Origin of the sequence: Pseudomonas putida, from assembly GCF_028682635.1 — a bacterium.
GTDB classification, from domain to species: domain Bacteria; phylum Pseudomonadota; class Gammaproteobacteria; order Pseudomonadales; family Pseudomonadaceae; genus Aquipseudomonas; species Aquipseudomonas putida_AE.
Genome location: NZ_JANHLK010000018.1, coordinates 88,303 through 104,363 on the forward strand (window position 1 = coordinate 88,303; position 16,061 = coordinate 104,363).

Consider the following 16,061-nt stretch of genomic DNA (forward strand, 5'->3'; position numbering starts at 1 on the left):
AATACTCCTGTGAATCAACGATTGACCAAGGCGGCGGGAATGCGCAGCACCAGGGTGGCACCGGCGAGCAGCACGCCAGTAATCAGATACATGCCGATGGCGCTGGAACCGGTCAGTGTGGTTATCCAGCCAATCAGGTAGGGCGAACAGAAACCGGCGAGGTTGGCGAAGCTGTTCACCGCTGCGATGCCGGCGGCAGCGGATACACCACCAAGCAGCGTGGTGGGCAGCATCCAGAACATCGAGGTGGCGGACAGGATTCCGGAAGCGGCCAGGCAAAGACTCAGGATGGAGAGCATCACATTGCCCCCCATCAGGGCTGCCAGGCTCAGGCCGACGGCCCCGGCGATCATCGGCACGATCAGGTGCCAGCGGCGTTCGCGGTGTTTGTCGCCACTGCGTCCGGCATACAGCATGGCGGCAATCGCGCAGAAGTAGGGCAGGCTGGTCAGCAGGCCGATTTTCATCGGGTCGGACACGCCTGCATTACGCACCAGGGTCGGCAACCAAAAGGTGATTGCGTACTGTCCCATCACGACACAGAAGTAGATGGCTGCCAGTAACCACAGGCGACGGTCGCGGATGAATTCGCCAACAGAGGCGTGCGTGACTTTTTTCTGGTCATCCTCGGCCAGCTCGCGGCTGATCAGCGCTTTTTCGTCGTCGTTGAGCCAGCTGGCTTGATGCACGCCATCCTTCAGATAACTCAACACCAGCAGTCCAACCACCACGGTGGGCACGGCTTCGAGCACGAACATCCATTGCCATCCGGCCCAGCCGTGCATACCGGCGAAGTGAGTCATGATCCAGCCGGAGATCGGGCCACCGACCATGCCCGACAGCGGAATGGCGATGAACCACAACACGGTCATGCGCGCACGCCGGTAGGACGGGAACCAGTAGGTCAGGTACAGCAGCAGGCCCGGTGCCAGGCCGGCCTCTGCGATCCCCAGCAGAAAGCGCAACGCATAGAATTGCCAGGCGGTTTCGACGAAGGCGAACAGGGCAGAGACGATGCCCCAGGTGATCATGATGCGCGCGATCCAGACCCGCGCCCCGACCTTGTGCAGGATGATGTTGCTGGGCACTTCGCAGAGGAAGTAGCCGATGAAGAACATGCCCGCGCCCAGCCCGTAGACCGTTTCGCTGAGCGCCAGGTCATTCATCATTTGCAGTTTGGCGAAGCCGACGTTGACGCGATCGAGGTAGGCGCACAGGTAGCACAGCATCAGGAACGGCATCAGGCGCCACGCGGTTTTACGGTAGGCGTTGGAGCGCACGGTCGAAACCGCTTCGAGCGACAGGGTAGTCATTATGGTCTGATCTCTTGTTTTTATTGACCGCCAGGCGATCAAGCCCGGCTGCGTCGTCGATCCAGAACCGCACGGGCTTTGATGCCCGTCAGGTGTTGTCAGTGAATCAGCATGCCGCCGTTCACATCCAGGGTGATGCCGGTCAGGTAGGAGGATAGGTCGCTGGCCAGGAACAGCGCCGCATTGGCCACATCCTGCGCCTCGCCCAGGCGACCCAAGGGGATGCCGTCGATGATCGCGTGGCGGCGTTCGTCCTGCATCAGGCCGCCGGTGATGTCGGTGTGAATCAGGCCGGGGGCGATGGAGTTGACGCGCACCTTGTCCGGCCCCAGTTCCCGAGCCATGGCTTTAGCCAGGCCCAGCACGCCGGCCTTGGCGGCGCTGTAGTGAGGGCCACCGAAAATGCCGCCGCCACGTTGAGCGGAAACCGACGACATGCACACGATGCTGCCGCCAGACTGCTGGCGCATCAGTGGAATCACTGCCTGGGACATGAGCAAGGTACCGCGCAGGCTGACGTCCAGCACCTTGTCGTAATCGCAAGGTCGGATGTCGAGCGTCTTGAGGGGTTGGGTGATGCCGGCGTTGTTGACCAGGATGTCGATGCGGCCGAAGTGCTCGATGATTTTTGCGACAGCCTGCTGCACCTGGGATTCGTCGGCGACGTTGGCGGCCAGGCCCAGATGGCCTTCGCCCAGGGAAGCAGCGGCATCGCGTGCGGCGGCTTCGTCCAGATCGAGGATCACGACACGAGCACCTTGTTGCGCGAAGGTGGTCGCTGTAGCGCGGCCGATGCCACGTGCGGAAGCTGCACCGGTGATGATCGCGACTTTGCCTTGAAGAAGCATGGAAGAGTACCTCTGATTGTTTTTATTGGGTCGATCCACGAAGAACCGATGACTCAGCTTGTGCTCCAGACAAACCCTGAGCAATAACGCGAATGTCACTCGATGCTGAAAAAAATTCAGCACTCGCCAACCAACTCTGCCAATGTTTGAATAGCTGGACGCCCGGCCCAAGCCACTTGCAGCGGAATAACAATAATCATGAGTTCACCTGGCGATGCACCCCCGATCCTTCCACCCCTGAAAGCCATTCAGGCCTTTGAACAGACGGCACGCTTCGGCAACGTCGCCCGCGCCGCCGAACTGCTTGACCTGACGCCCTCGGCGGTCAGTCACCAGTTGGCCAAACTCGAGGCCATGATCGGCCGGCAGCTGTTTCTCAGAACGGCCAGGGGCGTGACCTTGACCCCGGTGGGCGAGCAATACCTCACCGAGGTTTCCGGCATCCTGCACAGCCTCGCCGTGGCCACCGAACGGGCCACCAGCGATGTCAGCCTCGACTGCCTGCGACTGCACTCGTCGCCCAGTTTCGGCCTGTTGTGGCTGATGCCGAGACTGGAGCAATTTCGCCAGAGTCATCCCGATATCCAGCTCAATCTCTCGTGCTCCTACGAATCCCTGCATTTCAGCCGCGACAAGATCGATGTAGATATCCGCCACGGCATGCCCAACTGGCCCAGCTATGAAGTACGGACGATACGCAATGAAAAGATTGCCGTGCTGGCGTCCCCGAAGCTGCTGGAAAAACGCCCCATCCGGGCCGTCGCGGATTTACTGGACTGCAATCTGATCCTTTCGGAGGCCACGCTGATCAAGTGGCCGCAGCTGTTTGCCCAACATGGCCTGTCACGCCCGGAAAAACCCTACACGCTCAGCTTTGACCGCTCCTACATGACGCTGGAGGCAGCCAACCACGGGCTTGGGTTTGCCTTGGAAAGCACGCTGCTGGCGCAGGACTATCTGGCGCGTGGCGCGCTGGTCGAGGTAGCGCCGGATTTGAGTGCGTCAATCACTGCACACCATCTGGTTTTCCCGAGAGCCCATGCAAACTTCCCTCGGGTGAGAAGATTTCTGGAGTGGATGCAGAAGGAGTTGGGGCATGACTTCAATTACTGATCTCGATGTCGTGGTACACCACACCAGCATCTCGGCAGAGTGACTGCCGAGTGTCTGCTTCTGGCCGACTTATGCCTGTCGCCAACGTCAGCTCGCGCGATAGGAAGCAACCGGCCAGAACCAGTCGCTTGAGAGGGGATAAAAATCTGGCCTCTATTCGCTGTGACTCTGTTCCTTGGACTCGCTTACGAATTACGACCAGGCAGCATGCTTTTCAACACCTCATCTTTTTCAACGAAGTGATGCGTGAGCGCCACGAGGGCGTGTCCTCCCACCAAGGCTCCGCATAGCCAAGCAACATAGGTATGAATCGATTTTGCCAAGTCATAAAGCGATTGGTCAGGACCGACCATTGGCGGTAACTGAAAAAGCCCGGCCACGAGGATGGGTTTATCCGCCACAGAGCTCCAATACCAGCCAGAGAGTGGTAGGCCGATTAGCGCCATTGCGTAAAGCATCAAGTGACCAAAGAATGCCCCCCGCTTCATTAACGGGCTCATCGCCGCGGGCAATGCCGGCGCGGGGTGAGTGAGCCTCCATGCGATACGCACGACAATCAAAAACAGCAGCGTACTCGCCATCGCTTTGTGCAGGAATGTCAGCTCATGATGCGCATTGAACTCATCACGCCAGTGAGTGGCCAGAATGCCAATGAACCAGGCACCGATCCAGAGCAACGCCATCCCCCAATGCAGCCACTTCGCGGTACTGGTGTAACTCTCTGCTTTTGCCATCCCGTTAACCCTTTCAGTTCAATCGTGGATGGATTATTGCCTCGATAACCTATCGAAAAAAAATGATAATTACTGCTTATAAAAATCGAATAGCTCGATGCATTCCACTCAGAACCCCCCGGCTGCCAAGCTTTCCCACCTTCAAAAGAGAGGGTACTTATGCTGGATAGCCGAGCAGGATGCTACTCGCCTTCCTTCGCCTCCAAGGGAGAAGTCAGAGGGCTTGGCCCTTGGCTATGAAATATGAGTTCACGAACGTTGCAGTGTGCTGCAAAGACTGACGTATATCCGGTTTGGCTATTCCATGCCTGTTGGAAAATTGCTCGACCGCCGCTGTATCAAAACGAGTGGTCTGGATAAAGTCCAGGGCTTCGGGTTTTGTATTCAAAAACCGCGCGACGGGAGGAATACTCAGAAGCAACTTCAGCAAGCGCAGTGAAATGTAATGCTTGGGAGACTTTAAGCCCAAAGGTTGGGCCACCTGCACCAGGAGTTCTCGCAAGTTGGGCGTTTGCTCATCAAGCGCCAGCAGTTCCTGGCCCACCATGGCAGGATCAAAAGCACAAACCGCCACCAGCTCAACCAGGTAATCCACGGTGACCAGTGGCAGCCAGTGCTTGGCGGTACCGGGCACTGCAGTCAGCTTTCCCTGCACAAGGTTGCGTATCAGCTCCACCAGCGGCTGACCATCAACGATATGCCCCGTGCGGCTGTGGCCACAAACTGTCGCGGGGTGGACAACGGTAATCTCCCCGCCCTTGGCGGACATGACCTCCAGGGTCGCAAAATGCGCTTCCAGCTTGCTCCCCTCGTAACCACCGACATGTCGGTAGACGGCAGGCCAATTCGTCAGCTGCGGATATCGAGGATCAATTCCGATGCGTTGCAGATGTTCATGATTTTTCAGCATGTAGCCGCCGATCATCACTAATCGACTCTTTTGCTCAGCCGCCAACAGCGCCACGCGCTTTGCCCCATCCACATTCACCGCACGAGAATGCTCCACTGAAAGTCCCCATGCGAAGTGGGCCCCCAGGTGGAATATGACTCTGGCGTGCCTTAGCACTTCTCGGTCAGCAAGACTCAGCCCGAGGTTGTCCCGTTCCAGATCGCCAGCTACGGCAAATACCCGGGTTGCGCACCCTCCCAAATTGTCGACTTGCTCGCGCAGGGCGGCCAGTCGCTCAGGGCGACGCATCAACACCCGAACGGTGTGACCTTTGGCACTCAGGTACGCCACCAAATGTTGACCGATAAAGCCGGTCCCCCCCGTGACAAAGCACTCCACGCTCATTTCCCTGCTCCTTGTTGAAGGTGAAAAATCAAGCGTAAACTATCGACCCAACTCTACAGTCAAGCGGTGTTTTCATGAAAATCGGCGAACTCGAGGCCCGCAGCGGCGCCAGCCGCCATACGCTGCGTTACTACGAGCAAATCGGCCTGATCTCACCGCTGCGGCAAACCAACAACTATCGCGTTTACACAGTGCAAACTCTGCAGGATCTGGACTTTATCCAGCGCGCGCAAAGCATGGGGTTTTCCCTGGGGGAAATAGGCGAGATTCTGGATGCGCAGCGGAACAAGCTGATCGATTGTGCTGACGGCGCGAAGCTGATTGAAAAGAAGATGGGAGAAATCAAACAGAAAATCGCCAACCTCCAAAGCATTTATCGGTATCTGGATGAAGAGCGTGCAACCCTCGAAGCCAGTGCTGCCAGGCAACTTGAGCTTCAGCAGCTGAGCAACGCTTCCAACTGAACACTGAGGACTGGTAGGCCGAGCGAATCGGCTAAGGTTTTATCACGCAATTAGTTTGGCGGAGTATTTCTGCCCCTCTGCGCTGAGCAAATAGTCATCGACTTGCTGGTTTATAAAGCGGTGTACGTAAAGCGCGCATAGACGACCTGTTCGATACGCACATGCAAAAGAGTGTCCTCGCGCGCCTGCCCACACTACGCAGGAGTGAAATCGAGCAGTGCTTCTACATAAGTGACAACCGGTTCAATCACGCAAGACGTGATGCCCCGACGCATACGTTGCTCCGGATTTGCGGGACATACGATGTCTGCCTTGGTCGTTTTCTGATCCTGGTGACGGGCAAAAATCGACCAATAGCGGACGGTGCATGACGAGGCGGTTTTACATTAAGTGCTCGCGGAGAAAATCGATGAAGGCCATCGTCCGCGCTGAACGTCGCCGCTCACGACTGAGCACAGCGCTGACAGGCAGTGCGGTGGTCTGATAATCGTCAAGCACGGTACGAACGCTTCCCTGTTCGACGTCAGATGCGAACAGCCATTCTGGAGAAAGGGAAATACCCAAGCCGGAGAGAACCATTTCACGGATGGCCTCGCTGCTATTGCTGGTGACGTTGCCTTTGATGGCTACATCGAGCTCTTGCGCAATGTGCGTGAAATGCCAACTGTCGTAATGCTCCAGCAATGTGAAACCGATGCAGTTGTGGCCTGTCAGCTCATTGGGCTCGCGTGGCAGGCCGTGTCGATCCAGATAGGTGGGTGCGGCATAGACCCGCCGTGTGCTGGTACCCAGTGGCATTGCCACCAATCCCTCGCTCTTCACCGCACCAATCCGGATAGCCAGGTCGATGTTTTCCTTGAGCAGATCTTCGTTTTGATCGCTCAGCCGCAGGTCGATCCGGACATCTGGATGGCGCTGCAGGAAAGTCCCTATGAGCGGTGCTATGCACAACCTCCCATAGCTGACCGGTGCAGCGACTCGCAGAGGGCCGGCAATCTGCTCCTGACCGCTGGTAAAGCTGCGAGTGGCGGTTTCGAGGTGGCCGAGAATTTCCTGGCAGTGGCTGTAGAAGCGTTGCCCTTGGTCGGTCAGGGCCAGGTACCGGGTGCTGCGGGCGAACAATGGCCCGCCCAGATACTGCTCCAGAGCGCGCACCTGCTTGCTCACTGCCGGCTGCCCCATGTTCAGCTCGCGGGCAACTGCAGAAAACGACCCGCGCTCCACGACGCGTACAAAGATGTGCATGCTGTCGAACAAGTCCATCGGCGATTAGACCTCTTTGTGGAATAAGTTATATGCAAATTTAGTTTCTTATCGGAATGATGAACGTGCGGCAATCTGTAAGCGTCCACTTAATCAGAGGTTCCCCATCATGAATCAGTCCATGCTCGCCGCTATCGCCGAGTCCGCTCAGGCCCCTCTGGCTGTCCGCCAAATCGATCGCCCTGTACCCGGTAAGGGGCAGGTGCTGGTCAGGGTTCACGCGGCAGGAGTCAACCCTCTCGATACCAAGATCGCCGCCGGCGCAGGGGCTCACGCCCGCCAGGCGCTGCCCGCAGTGCTGGGCCTGGATCTCGCCGGCACGGTCATCGAGCTGGGCGAGGCGGTTGATGGTTTCACCCTGGGCCAGGAAGTCTTCGGTATGCCCGGCGGGATCGGCGGTGCCCAGGGTACTATGGCCGAATACATTGCCGTGGATGCCCGGCTGATCGCGTCAAAGCCGACCACTCTCGACATGCGTGAGGCGGCTGCATTGCCTTTGGTATTCATTACCGCGTGGGAAGGTTTGGTAGATCGTGCCAATGTCCGTGCCGGTCAGCGTGTGCTGATTCATGGCGGCGCAGGTGGGGTTGGCCAAGTGGCTGTGCAACTGGCCAAGGCTCGCGGTGCCGACGTCTACGCCACCGGTTCGGCGGCGAGCCTGGACTTCATTCGCTCGCTGGGGGCTACGGCCATCGACTATCAGGCACAGAGCGTAGAGGACTATGTCGAGCATTATACGGCTGGTGAAGGTTTCGACATCGTCTACGACACTGTAGGCGGCAGCACGCTGGATGCGTCATTCAAGGCCGTGAAGCCTTATACTGGGCACGTGCTGAGCTGCCTGGGTTGGGGGCAACACAGCCTGGCGCCGTTGTCGTTTAAAGGTGCAACCTACTCGGGTGTATTCACCCTGGCGCCGTTGCTCACCGGCAAAGGACGCGAACACCACGGCGCTATCCTGCGCGAGGCCGCCGCGTTGGCCAATGCCGGTCAACTGACGATCCGCGTGGATCAACAGCACTTTGAGCTGCCAGAAGTCAACGAGGCGTTTCGCCAGGTCGCGGAAGGTCGCGGCAAGGGCAAGACGGTAATCCAGTTGGTGAATGAATAGTCCCAAGTGGTCTAAAGCTCATTCAGTACAAACGGCCAGAAGCGTCCCAGAGTGTGTAAAAACGCTAGATCCCGTTTCGATCTTCAAGGCTGAGTGGCTGTCCGGCTTCGTAGCCTGATCAAGGCACGATGCCCCTTCCTGATGAGCTAAACCGCCCCAGCAACGCACCAGATCATCGGGAGACGTAAAAACAGGCCGGTTTTTAGGCCGTTAGCGCCTTCATCAAGTGATGGGTACCGATGATTTTCATGACCCGTTTCAAGTTGTAGGCGAGCACATTCAAGCTCATCTCCGCGCTCACCCCGGCCAGCTTTCGCGTCAGGAAGTGCATTGCACCCATCCATTGTTTGAGCGTCCCGAAGGGATGCTCAACAGTCCGTTTTCGGACTCGCATCATCTCTGGTGCTTTGCTCAGCCGAAGCTGCATCTCCTCCAATACCTCCTCATGCTCCCAGCGTCGAACTCGTCGTTCCGTGCTCGGTGTGCACTGCACTTTCAACGCGCAGCCCTGGCATTTTGAACTCCAGTAACGATGCAGCTTCAAGCCTTTTTCAACGTAGGAATAGTGCCAAATCAGCGCCTCTCCAGCCGGGCAAATGTATTCGTTTTTTGCCGCGTCATAGACGAAGGCATCGTTATTGAAACGCCCGTCAGCCTTGGCTCCAGAGGTCATCGGCTTGGGCACATAGGCGGTGATGCCTGCATTGTGACAGGTCAGGATTTGTTCGCTTTTGAAGTAACCTCGATCAGCCACCACCGACAACGTATCTGACGCCATCGCCTCGCGGGCCTGCTTGGCCATCGAGTTGAGTTGATCTCGGTCGGAACCGACGTTGGTCACCTTGTGCGCAACGATCAAATGGTGCTGAGTATCGACCGCTGTCTGCACGTTGTAGCCGACGATTCCCGTGCCGCGCGTCATCATGGAGCGGGCGTCTGGATCGGTCAGTGAGACCTGTTTATCCGGCGATTCATTGAGCTGGATTTCGATCGCTTGAAGCTTCTTCATTTGAGTTTTGAGCTTGGCGATTTTCTCTTCCAGCCGCACGGCGCTGGGATCGGAAGCTGTTGGTTCTTGCCGATCGGCAGCATCGAGTGCCGCCAGGTAACGGTTGATACTCGATTCAATTTCTTCCATTCGCCGCTTTAGTTTGGCGCTGGTGAAATTGCGGTCGCGGTTGTTGACTGCTTTGAATTTACTGCCATCGACGGCGACCAGATTTTCTCCAAACAATCCCAACTGCTGACACAGCACAACGAACTGGCGACAGACGCCTCGGATGGCCTTGCTGTTGTCTTTTCGGAAGTTGGCGATGGTCTTGAAGTCCGGCATCAAACGCCCGGTCAACCACATCAGTTCGACATTTCGCTGGGCTTCTCGCTCCAAACGTCGGCTCGACTGGATGCGGTTGAGATAGCCGTAGATGTAGATCTTTAGCAAGATCGCGGGGTGGTAAGCCGGCCGGCCAGTATCGGCTGGAATGACACCTTCAAAACCCAGATTGACCAGGTCGAGTTCGTCGACAAGACGTCGACTACGCGCACCGGATTGGTATCGCTGACGTAGTCGTCGGGGCTCTCGGGAAGTAAGGTGCCTTGGCCTCGATGTTCACCTTGGATAAAGCGCTTCATGGGCGATCCCTGCGATGAAATCCTCAGAAATCATAGCAAGTGTTCGCGAAGGCGTTTTTACACACTCTGGGCCGTTTTCTGCCCGTCTCTCAAGGCGGAAAAACGACCCAGGCTGTGTGAAAACGTCCTAAATACTGTCGGGAGTTTCTTGCATTGGCGCTGGGAGGTCTCAGCGGTGCCCGGCAGCAGCGTGCCGAGAGCGGTGGAGCGGGAAGGGCAACCATCGACGGCGCTGGAGCCATCGGTGACGAATCACCTGCAGAGGCCGAAGCGGCCTGCTATCGATAGTTCGACTATTCTTCTCTTCCATGGCGGCGAAACTCACCCCAAAAAGCCTGCGCAACTCCCGGTGCGGTTCCTGATGAAAAGCTGCGACGTAGAAACCAATGTCCATAGTCGCTACGGATTACGTAGGCAGGCCAGCGAAGATTGGTAAACCCCAGTTGATGAGGTTACGCGATGCATCGCATGGTGAGACACGTTCTCTCAGCAACGGCCATCGCAGCTGCGCTCGCCGGCTGCGCCTCCCAGCCTGCGCCAACGCCGAGCCTTGACTACAAGAGCCGCGCCGTGACGCGCAGCGATGGCGGCTTGCGCGTGTCGACCGCCGTACTGTCGGCCGCAGAAAGCGAGGCGGTCTACGGCGTGCCTCTGGCGAATAGATCGATACAGCCCGTCTGGGTCGAAGTCAACAATCAGGAAGATCGCGCCTACTATCTGCTTTCGCCGGGCCTGGATCCAAATTTCTTCCCCGCATCCGAGGCGGCCGAAGCATTTTTCTCAGGGACCCCTCAGGACGAGCGGACGGCGCTCGACCGGCACTTTCGTCGGCTGGCCTTGCGCAACCCTATCGCACCTGGCACGACAACCTCGGGCTTCGTGTTGACCAATCTCGACGAGGGGTTCAAGTTCGTTAACCTCGATCTGGTGGCAAACGGGCGGTCGAGGCATTTCTCTGTCCTGGCCCTCGTGCCGGGGCTGCGCGCCGATTACCACATCAGCGAAGTGTTCAGGCAGGGCATCGCGCCCGAAGACATTGTGAATTACACGGATGACGCCAGTTTCCAGGCGGCGCTGGAGGCGCTGCCGTGCTGTGTCACCAACGAGGAGGGTTCCAGCAACGGCGATCCGCTGAACCTGGTGGTCGTCGGCGGGCTCGATGATGCCTTCCCTGCATTCGCACGTCGCGGCTGGCGTGGGACCGAGGAGAAGTGGTCGGGGTCGATCATGAAAGTGGTCAATTCGGCGCTTTCCGGCGAGCGCTATCCCTATGCGCCAGTGAGCGATCTCTATCTGTTCGGGCGGGCTCAGGACCTTGCCTTGCAAAAGGCGCGTGACAACGTCCACCAGCGCAATCACCTGAGGCTGTGGCTGAGCCCGATGCAATATCACGGCAAGCAGGTGTGGGTCGGACAGATCAGCCGTGATATCGGCAGCCGGATGACCGTGCATACTGCGACGCTGACGACGCACAAGATCGACCCTGACGTCGACGAAGCGCGCAGCGCGCTGACACAGGATATGGCGTATTCGGTGACCCTGGCCAAATTCGGCTTTGTGAAGGGGGTGGGGGCCGCGCCCCAGAGCGCGCCGCGCGAGAACCTGACGACCGATCCTTACTACACGGATGGGCTGCGCTGTGTCCTGGTATTCGACCCCACGCACACCTCCCTGGGGCAAATCGAATTCTTTCTATCACAGGGCATCTACGAGAAGGGCGGACAACCACCGGGGCGGGTCAAGCCATGAGCCGCTTGCCGTCGGGGGATACTCTGCGATGTGCAATACGCTGCTTGCGCACCCTGGGTTGTGCAGCGATGCTTGCACTCGCCGTTGCTTGTTCGACCTGGCAGGCGCCTGCCGATTTCAGTACCTCCGGATTGCGTGAACGTGCGCAGACGGCCACCCATCACGAGATACGCGTCAGCGCCGCCGTGCTCAGTGCCGAAGACAGGCGGCAAATGCTGGGGGTCGAGTTGGACAGGACGCGTGTGCAGCCCGTGTGGGTCGAAGTCCAGAACCGGTCTGCCGAGCCGCTCTTGTTGCTGCGGCCGGGAACCGATCCCGATTATTTCTCGCCACTGGAAGTCGCCTGGTCCATGCACGGGATATTCGCCCCGGCAGCGAACGCGCGCATCAATGCACACCTGGACCAACTGGGGTTCAAGAATCCCGTCCTGCCAGGCGAAACGAAAGCGGGCTTGCTGTTCATCAACCCGGAGCGCGTTACGCGGCTGCTGAATATCGATCTGCTGCAGAGAAAGACGCTGATTCCGTTTTCCTTCTTCTTGCGCGTGCCGGACGATGCCGGGGAAAAATGGTTTGCCGAAGGCTTGTTCCAGCATCCAGGTTCCGAGATCAAGGACTATGACGATCTGGCCGCGTTGCGTTCCGCGCTGGAGCGCCTTCCCTGCTGCGCCGCTGACGCGAACGGCAGGGCGAACGGCGATCCGCTCAATGCGATTCTCATCGGCGAGTTTGCCGATATCGCCACCGCATTTGTACGTCGCGGCTACCGGCGTGCCGCGCACCCCGCGGATGCGACCGAGCGTGCATTCGGCCGTATGCCCGATGCCGTGGTTCGCAAGCAATCGCAAGGCGGTGCGCCGGCGACTTGGGTGCGTGTGTGGAACACGCCTATGCGCTTCGACGGTCTCTCCGTCTATCTCGCGCAGGTCGCACGACCGACCGGCGGACGCTTTGCACCGCGCGAGGCGCAAGCCCTGGTCTTGCATGAGGACGTCGATGAGGCGAGGAATTTGCTGATCCAGGACATGATGTACTCGGCCGGCCTGGACAAGCTCGGGTTCGTCACCGGCGTCGGTCCCGCGTCCCAGGCACAACCGCGAACGACGTTCAGCGGCGCCCATTACTTCAGCGACGGTCTGCGTGCGGTCATGTTCTTTGCGACGCGACCGCTCAGCCTGTCGCAGGTGCAGATGCTCGATTGGGAACCGTATCTGGACTGGCACCAATCGCCTGCACGCAAGGAGGTCGACGATGCCCGCAAGTAACCTGTTCGGCAGGCCGGATGACTCGGCCGGCCGTGTGTGCGGTGCCTACCCATTGTTGCGCAGCGCTGGCATGGCATGGCTGATGCTCGCTGCCTGCCATGGGCTCACCGCCTGCGCACCCGCGCCGCTGATGGCCTACTCGCCGGATACACCGCCGCTGGTGCTGGTCCCTGCGTCGCAGGCCGGCGTGCAGGACAAGCGGGGGCGCTTTCGCGAGATTTTTTGCTCGATCCTCAATACACGAGGAAGCGAGATTCCCGATAGCCGCCCTTGCGAGGAGGCACTGACACGCGTCGGCAGCGAACCTGCTGGCACTGGCAAGCCCGTCGATCTCGGTCAATCGAAACGCCGTCTGATCGGCGCTATGGTGGCCGGCGTCGGCTACGAATGCTTCGAGCAATGGCTGCAAGCGCCCGGCAGCGTAGCGGTTCATCTGCGTCAATTCGGCTATGACCTGGTGCAGATGAAGGTCGACGCCTTGTCGAGTTCCGCAAAGAACGCTCGGCAAATACGCGACGCAATCATGGCGATGCCAGCCGAAGCCGGACCGCCGCGCCTCGTCCTGATCGGTTATTCGAAGGGCGCGCCCGACATTCTCGAAGCGATGGTGAATTACCCGGAAATCCGCGGCCGCGTGGCGGCAGTGGTCAGCGCAGCCGGCTCGGTCGGCGGCTCGGCGCTGGCCAACGATGCCGAGCAGTACCAGGCGGACCTGTTGCGACACTTTCCCGGTTCGACCTGCGATTCGGGTGACGGTGGCGCGATCGACAGCCTGCGACCCGCAACGCGCAAGAACTGGCTGGCGCAGCACCGGCTGCCGTCCGATCTGAACTACTATTCGCTCGTTACCTTCCCGCAGCCGGATCACATCTCGGCCATACTGAAATCGAGTTACAACAAGCTGGCGCAGATCGATGCCCGTAACGACAGCCAAGTGATTTTCTACGATCAGATAGTGCCGGGCAGCCGCCTGATGGGCTATATCAACGCCGATCATTGGGCACTGGCAGTGCCGATCGCCCGAACCCATTCGACCCTCGGATCACTGTTGGTGACACAGAATGCCTATCCGCGCGAGGCGCTGGCGGAGGCGATGCTGCGCTTCGTTGAAGAGGATCTGGCGGCATCTGAGCATTTGAGCATTAAGTAAATACCAACAATGTCTGTTTGACATCATTGCCCTTTGTAACGGCGATGAGAAAAATAATCCCTGTTTGAAAATGTTATCGAGCATTCGCGGTCATAAATGGCAACCTGCCAGTACCCGGCCGAGCTTTCAACGAGTGTGGCAGCCCCGCCTCCTTTCAAGGACGTCACGAGTAAATGGATCTTTTAACCAACCTGCCCAGCTGGGACGACATCGAACGAAATTTCGACCAGAAATTCAATGCGTTGAATGAGGGCGTCGATGACGGCTTCCAGAGCGCCCACGACGGCTGGAACGGCTTTACCCGCCGCGTCAGCAACGGCGCCACTCAAGCCTACGGGTACGTGGGCGGGCATCGGATCGATAACGTCCGCCACGCGATGGCTCTATCTGTCCCCATCATGCAGATGAACATCAGCCGCAAATGGGCGTCGATCAATATCAACGAAATTCTGCCGGTGTTGCTCAAACTGTTGCAGGAAGTTGTGATGATCGTGGGCGGTAGCGTGACGATCGGTGCCGCTCTGGGTGGAGCGGTCGGCTCCCTTGCCTTTGGTGCTGGCGCCGTGCCTGGCGCAACAATCGGCGCCGGTGTCGGATTGCAGGTCGGTAACTTGATCATGGCAGCGCTGGGATTGTACGCCATCACCGGTTATTTCTCGGCGGGAATAGGGCCCTGCCTATCAACGATATTTGAAGGTCTCTGTACCGCGTGGCAAGCGGAAGACGGCTTGAAAAATCCTGGCCTCGACCCGACTGGCGGTTCAGCGGCGATGATTCAGGAACGCATAGAACGCGCAGCCAGACAGTTGGCCCAAGGGCAAGAGCAATTGGTGTTGCTGTTACTGACGGCGATTGTCACCTATCTCACCCGAGGGCAGATGAAAGCGGGTGTGGTCAACAGCCTGGAAAGTATTGCGACGAGAAGTGCCAAGCTTCGATCCGAGATTTCCAACAAGCCGTTCGCCGTATGGCTCACGAAAAACGAAAAACTACTTTTGGAGCATCCGGAGCTACAGATTAGGGGGGTCACTTCAGTTGAGAAGCTTGCGCGGGAAAATCAAATGCGCGAGTTTTACGCGAAGCAAGATACTGAATTCGTTTCAGTCGAAAACAAACGAAAGTCGGTAAAGACATTTGAGCCAAGGGGCTTAAGTAACCAGGAAATCCATGATTATCTCCAGAGTGCGGACGGGCAAAAATACATCGCTAAACTCGCATTGGCAGACCCTGAGGCATCATCTGCAAGTCTCTTGGAGAGAGCTTTTGGCCAAGTGGCATCAGGCAGTACTGTACCCGTTACCACTGGCATAAGAACGCCGCTTGTGAAGATCGTACCTGTGGGTGAAAAAGGCATTTCCGACTACTCACCATTTTTCACTACAATGGAAGAATTGCAGGCGGCAGCTAAGTCCGATAAAACTCTAGCAGACTCACTCGGTTTGCCGGTCATCAGCGAAAATGCCAGATATTCTATTTTTGAAATTAAGCCACTTGAGCCTACTGAAGTTTTCGTTAGCAAGGTTGCGCCAACGGTAGAATTTGGGGGTAGAATTACGAGAACGGGAGAGGCGGCACAATATTTGGTGCCTAATCGGCAAGAGTGGTCTGCAGCAAAGCTCATTGGCGAAATCGACAATTAGGAATTAGTATGGATATTCAAGCGTTAAAACAGACCGCAATCGAATTGCGAAAACAACTGGAATTGTATAAGGACAAAGAGCCGGCAGCACTGGCTTTGTACGGGCAAATGGAATATTTGATATCCGCAGCTGAGCGTGGTGAGATCAATACCCAAGTTGAAGCAAGGGATATACCAGGCCATCGCATCATGGATGAGTCAAGCCTTCGGAAATATCGGGAACTTTCGGATGCTTATAGCAATTTTTATGTTGAACTTATCGAGGGTCGTGGCTCGGACACGCTTAAAATGATAGAGGAAATCATGAAAAAAGTCAGACCGTAAATTAGCTATTTCTCGGTTAAACTTGCACTGATATTCACCAAAAAAAAAGAATTAATCGGCGATGTGACAACTGCCCTTACTGTTGAGTGGTCAGCAGTACAGCTAATGGGTAACTTTCCGGGCATCCATAAGCAGTGCTTCGCGGCAGTTACTAGCTGACAA

General features: G+C 57.6%; 13 protein-coding genes and 1 pseudogene. 8 read left to right on the plus strand and 6 right to left on the minus strand.

Annotated elements, in window-relative coordinates:
* Nucleotides 1–14 precede the first annotated feature (14 nt).
* A complete protein-coding gene (locus tag NPS56_RS21250; RefSeq protein ID WP_274076435.1) occupies nt 15–1,313 on the minus strand; it encodes an MFS transporter in 1,299 nt (432 codons plus the stop codon).
* A gap of 98 nt (nt 1,314–1,411) precedes the next feature.
* The gene (locus NPS56_RS21255) at nt 1,412–2,161 is read right to left on the minus strand and encodes an SDR family NAD(P)-dependent oxidoreductase (protein ID WP_274076436.1); all 750 of its coding nucleotides are present in this window, start codon (nt 2,159–2,161) and stop codon (nt 1,412–1,414) included.
* 198 nt (nt 2,162–2,359) lie between these two features.
* On the opposite strand from NPS56_RS21255, the gene NPS56_RS21260 reads away from it, so the two are divergent.
* Nucleotides 2,360–3,274, plus strand: a complete 915-nt coding sequence (locus tag NPS56_RS21260; RefSeq protein ID WP_274076437.1) for a LysR substrate-binding domain-containing protein — start codon at nt 2,360–2,362, stop codon at nt 3,272–3,274.
* Nucleotides 3,275–3,459: 185 nt separating this feature from the next.
* Here the strand turns inward: NPS56_RS21260 and NPS56_RS21265 are convergent, their stop codons facing one another.
* Both NPS56_RS21265 and NPS56_RS21270 read right to left on the minus strand, forming a co-directional pair.
* Nucleotides 3,460–4,008: a cytochrome b gene (locus NPS56_RS21265; protein ID WP_274076438.1), complete on the minus strand. Its 549-nt coding sequence runs from the start codon at nt 4,006–4,008 to the stop codon at nt 3,460–3,462.
* Nucleotides 4,009–4,222: 214 nt separating this feature from the next.
* Nucleotides 4,223–5,302: an SDR family oxidoreductase gene (locus NPS56_RS21270; protein ID WP_274076439.1), complete on the minus strand. Its 1,080-nt coding sequence runs from the start codon at nt 5,300–5,302 to the stop codon at nt 4,223–4,225.
* Between the two features lie 74 nt (nt 5,303–5,376).
* Here NPS56_RS21270 and NPS56_RS21275 point away from each other — a divergent pair, with 74 nt between their 5' ends.
* Nucleotides 5,377–5,766 carry a MerR family transcriptional regulator gene (locus NPS56_RS21275; RefSeq protein ID WP_274076440.1) on the plus strand — a complete coding sequence of 130 codons (390 nt, stop codon included), beginning with the start codon at nt 5,377–5,379 and terminating at the stop codon, nt 5,764–5,766.
* A gap of 381 nt (nt 5,767–6,147) precedes the next feature.
* On the opposite strand, the gene NPS56_RS21280 is transcribed toward NPS56_RS21275, so the two are convergent.
* A complete protein-coding gene (locus NPS56_RS21280) occupies nt 6,148–7,029 on the minus strand; it encodes a LysR family transcriptional regulator (protein WP_274076441.1) in 882 nt (293 codons plus the stop codon).
* Between the two features lie 109 nt (nt 7,030–7,138).
* Between NPS56_RS21280 and NPS56_RS21285 the strand changes: the two genes are divergently transcribed.
* Nucleotides 7,139–8,140 (plus strand): zinc-dependent alcohol dehydrogenase family protein, encoded by a 1,002-nt coding sequence (locus tag NPS56_RS21285; RefSeq protein ID WP_274076442.1) that lies wholly within the window; start codon nt 7,139–7,141, stop codon nt 8,138–8,140.
* Nucleotides 8,141–8,342: 202 nt separating this feature from the next.
* On the opposite strand, the pseudogene NPS56_RS21290 reads toward NPS56_RS21285, so the two are convergent.
* A pseudogene (locus NPS56_RS21290) lies at nt 8,343–9,772 on the minus strand (IS1182 family transposase).
* Between the two features lie 459 nt (nt 9,773–10,231).
* Here NPS56_RS21290 and NPS56_RS21295 point away from each other — a divergent pair.
* The 5 genes from NPS56_RS21295 to NPS56_RS21315 all read left to right on the plus strand — a co-directional run bounded on the left by NPS56_RS21295 (nt 10,232) and on the right by NPS56_RS21315 (nt 15,899).
* Nucleotides 10,232–11,521: an LssY C-terminal domain-containing protein gene (locus NPS56_RS21295; RefSeq protein WP_274076443.1), complete on the plus strand. Its 1,290-nt coding sequence runs from the start codon at nt 10,232–10,234 to the stop codon at nt 11,519–11,521.
* A 68-nt stretch (nt 11,522–11,589) separates the two neighbouring features.
* Complete coding sequence (locus tag NPS56_RS21300; RefSeq protein WP_274076444.1) at nt 11,590–12,786, plus strand: LssY C-terminal domain-containing protein; 1,197 nt, start codon at nt 11,590–11,592, stop codon at nt 12,784–12,786.
* A complete protein-coding gene (locus NPS56_RS21305; RefSeq protein WP_274076445.1) occupies nt 12,773–13,936 on the plus strand; it encodes a hypothetical protein in 1,164 nt (387 codons plus the stop codon). Before NPS56_RS21300 ends, NPS56_RS21305 begins: the two co-directional genes overlap by 14 nt.
* A gap of 173 nt (nt 13,937–14,109) precedes the next feature.
* Nucleotides 14,110–15,576: a DUF6861 domain-containing protein gene (locus NPS56_RS21310; protein ID WP_274076446.1), complete on the plus strand. Its 1,467-nt coding sequence runs from the start codon at nt 14,110–14,112 to the stop codon at nt 15,574–15,576.
* 8 nt (nt 15,577–15,584) lie between these two features.
* Nucleotides 15,585–15,899 (plus strand): hypothetical protein, encoded by a 315-nt coding sequence (locus tag NPS56_RS21315; protein WP_274076447.1) that lies wholly within the window; start codon nt 15,585–15,587, stop codon nt 15,897–15,899.
* Nucleotides 15,900–16,061 lie beyond the last annotated feature (162 nt).

Bases quoted from the DNA above. Each gene is read 5' to 3' on its own strand.
- NPS56_RS21250 (WP_274076435.1), bottom strand. From the start codon at position 1,313: ATGACTACCCTGTCGCTCGAAGCGGTTTCGACCGTGCGCTCCAACGCC.
- NPS56_RS21255 (WP_274076436.1), bottom strand. From the start codon at position 2,161: ATGCTTCTTCAAGGCAAAGTCGCGATCATCACCGGTGCAGCTTCCGCA.
- NPS56_RS21260 (WP_274076437.1), top strand. From the start codon at position 2,360: ATGAGTTCACCTGGCGATGCACCCCCGATCCTTCCACCCCTGAAAGCC.
- NPS56_RS21265 (WP_274076438.1), bottom strand. From the start codon at position 4,008: ATGGCAAAAGCAGAGAGTTACACCAGTACCGCGAAGTGGCTGCATTGG.
- NPS56_RS21270 (WP_274076439.1), bottom strand. From the start codon at position 5,302: ATGAGCGTGGAGTGCTTTGTCACGGGGGGGACCGGCTTTATCGGTCAA.
- NPS56_RS21275 (WP_274076440.1), top strand. From the start codon at position 5,377: ATGAAAATCGGCGAACTCGAGGCCCGCAGCGGCGCCAGCCGCCATACG.
- NPS56_RS21280 (WP_274076441.1), bottom strand. From the start codon at position 7,029: ATGGACTTGTTCGACAGCATGCACATCTTTGTACGCGTCGTGGAGCGC.
- NPS56_RS21285 (WP_274076442.1), top strand. From the start codon at position 7,139: ATGAATCAGTCCATGCTCGCCGCTATCGCCGAGTCCGCTCAGGCCCCT.
- NPS56_RS21295 (WP_274076443.1), top strand. From the start codon at position 10,232: ATGCATCGCATGGTGAGACACGTTCTCTCAGCAACGGCCATCGCAGCT.
- NPS56_RS21300 (WP_274076444.1), top strand. From the start codon at position 11,590: ATGCTTGCACTCGCCGTTGCTTGTTCGACCTGGCAGGCGCCTGCCGAT.
- NPS56_RS21305 (WP_274076445.1), top strand. From the start codon at position 12,773: ATGCCCGCAAGTAACCTGTTCGGCAGGCCGGATGACTCGGCCGGCCGT.
- NPS56_RS21310 (WP_274076446.1), top strand. From the start codon at position 14,110: ATGGATCTTTTAACCAACCTGCCCAGCTGGGACGACATCGAACGAAAT.
- NPS56_RS21315 (WP_274076447.1), top strand. From the start codon at position 15,585: ATGGATATTCAAGCGTTAAAACAGACCGCAATCGAATTGCGAAAACAA.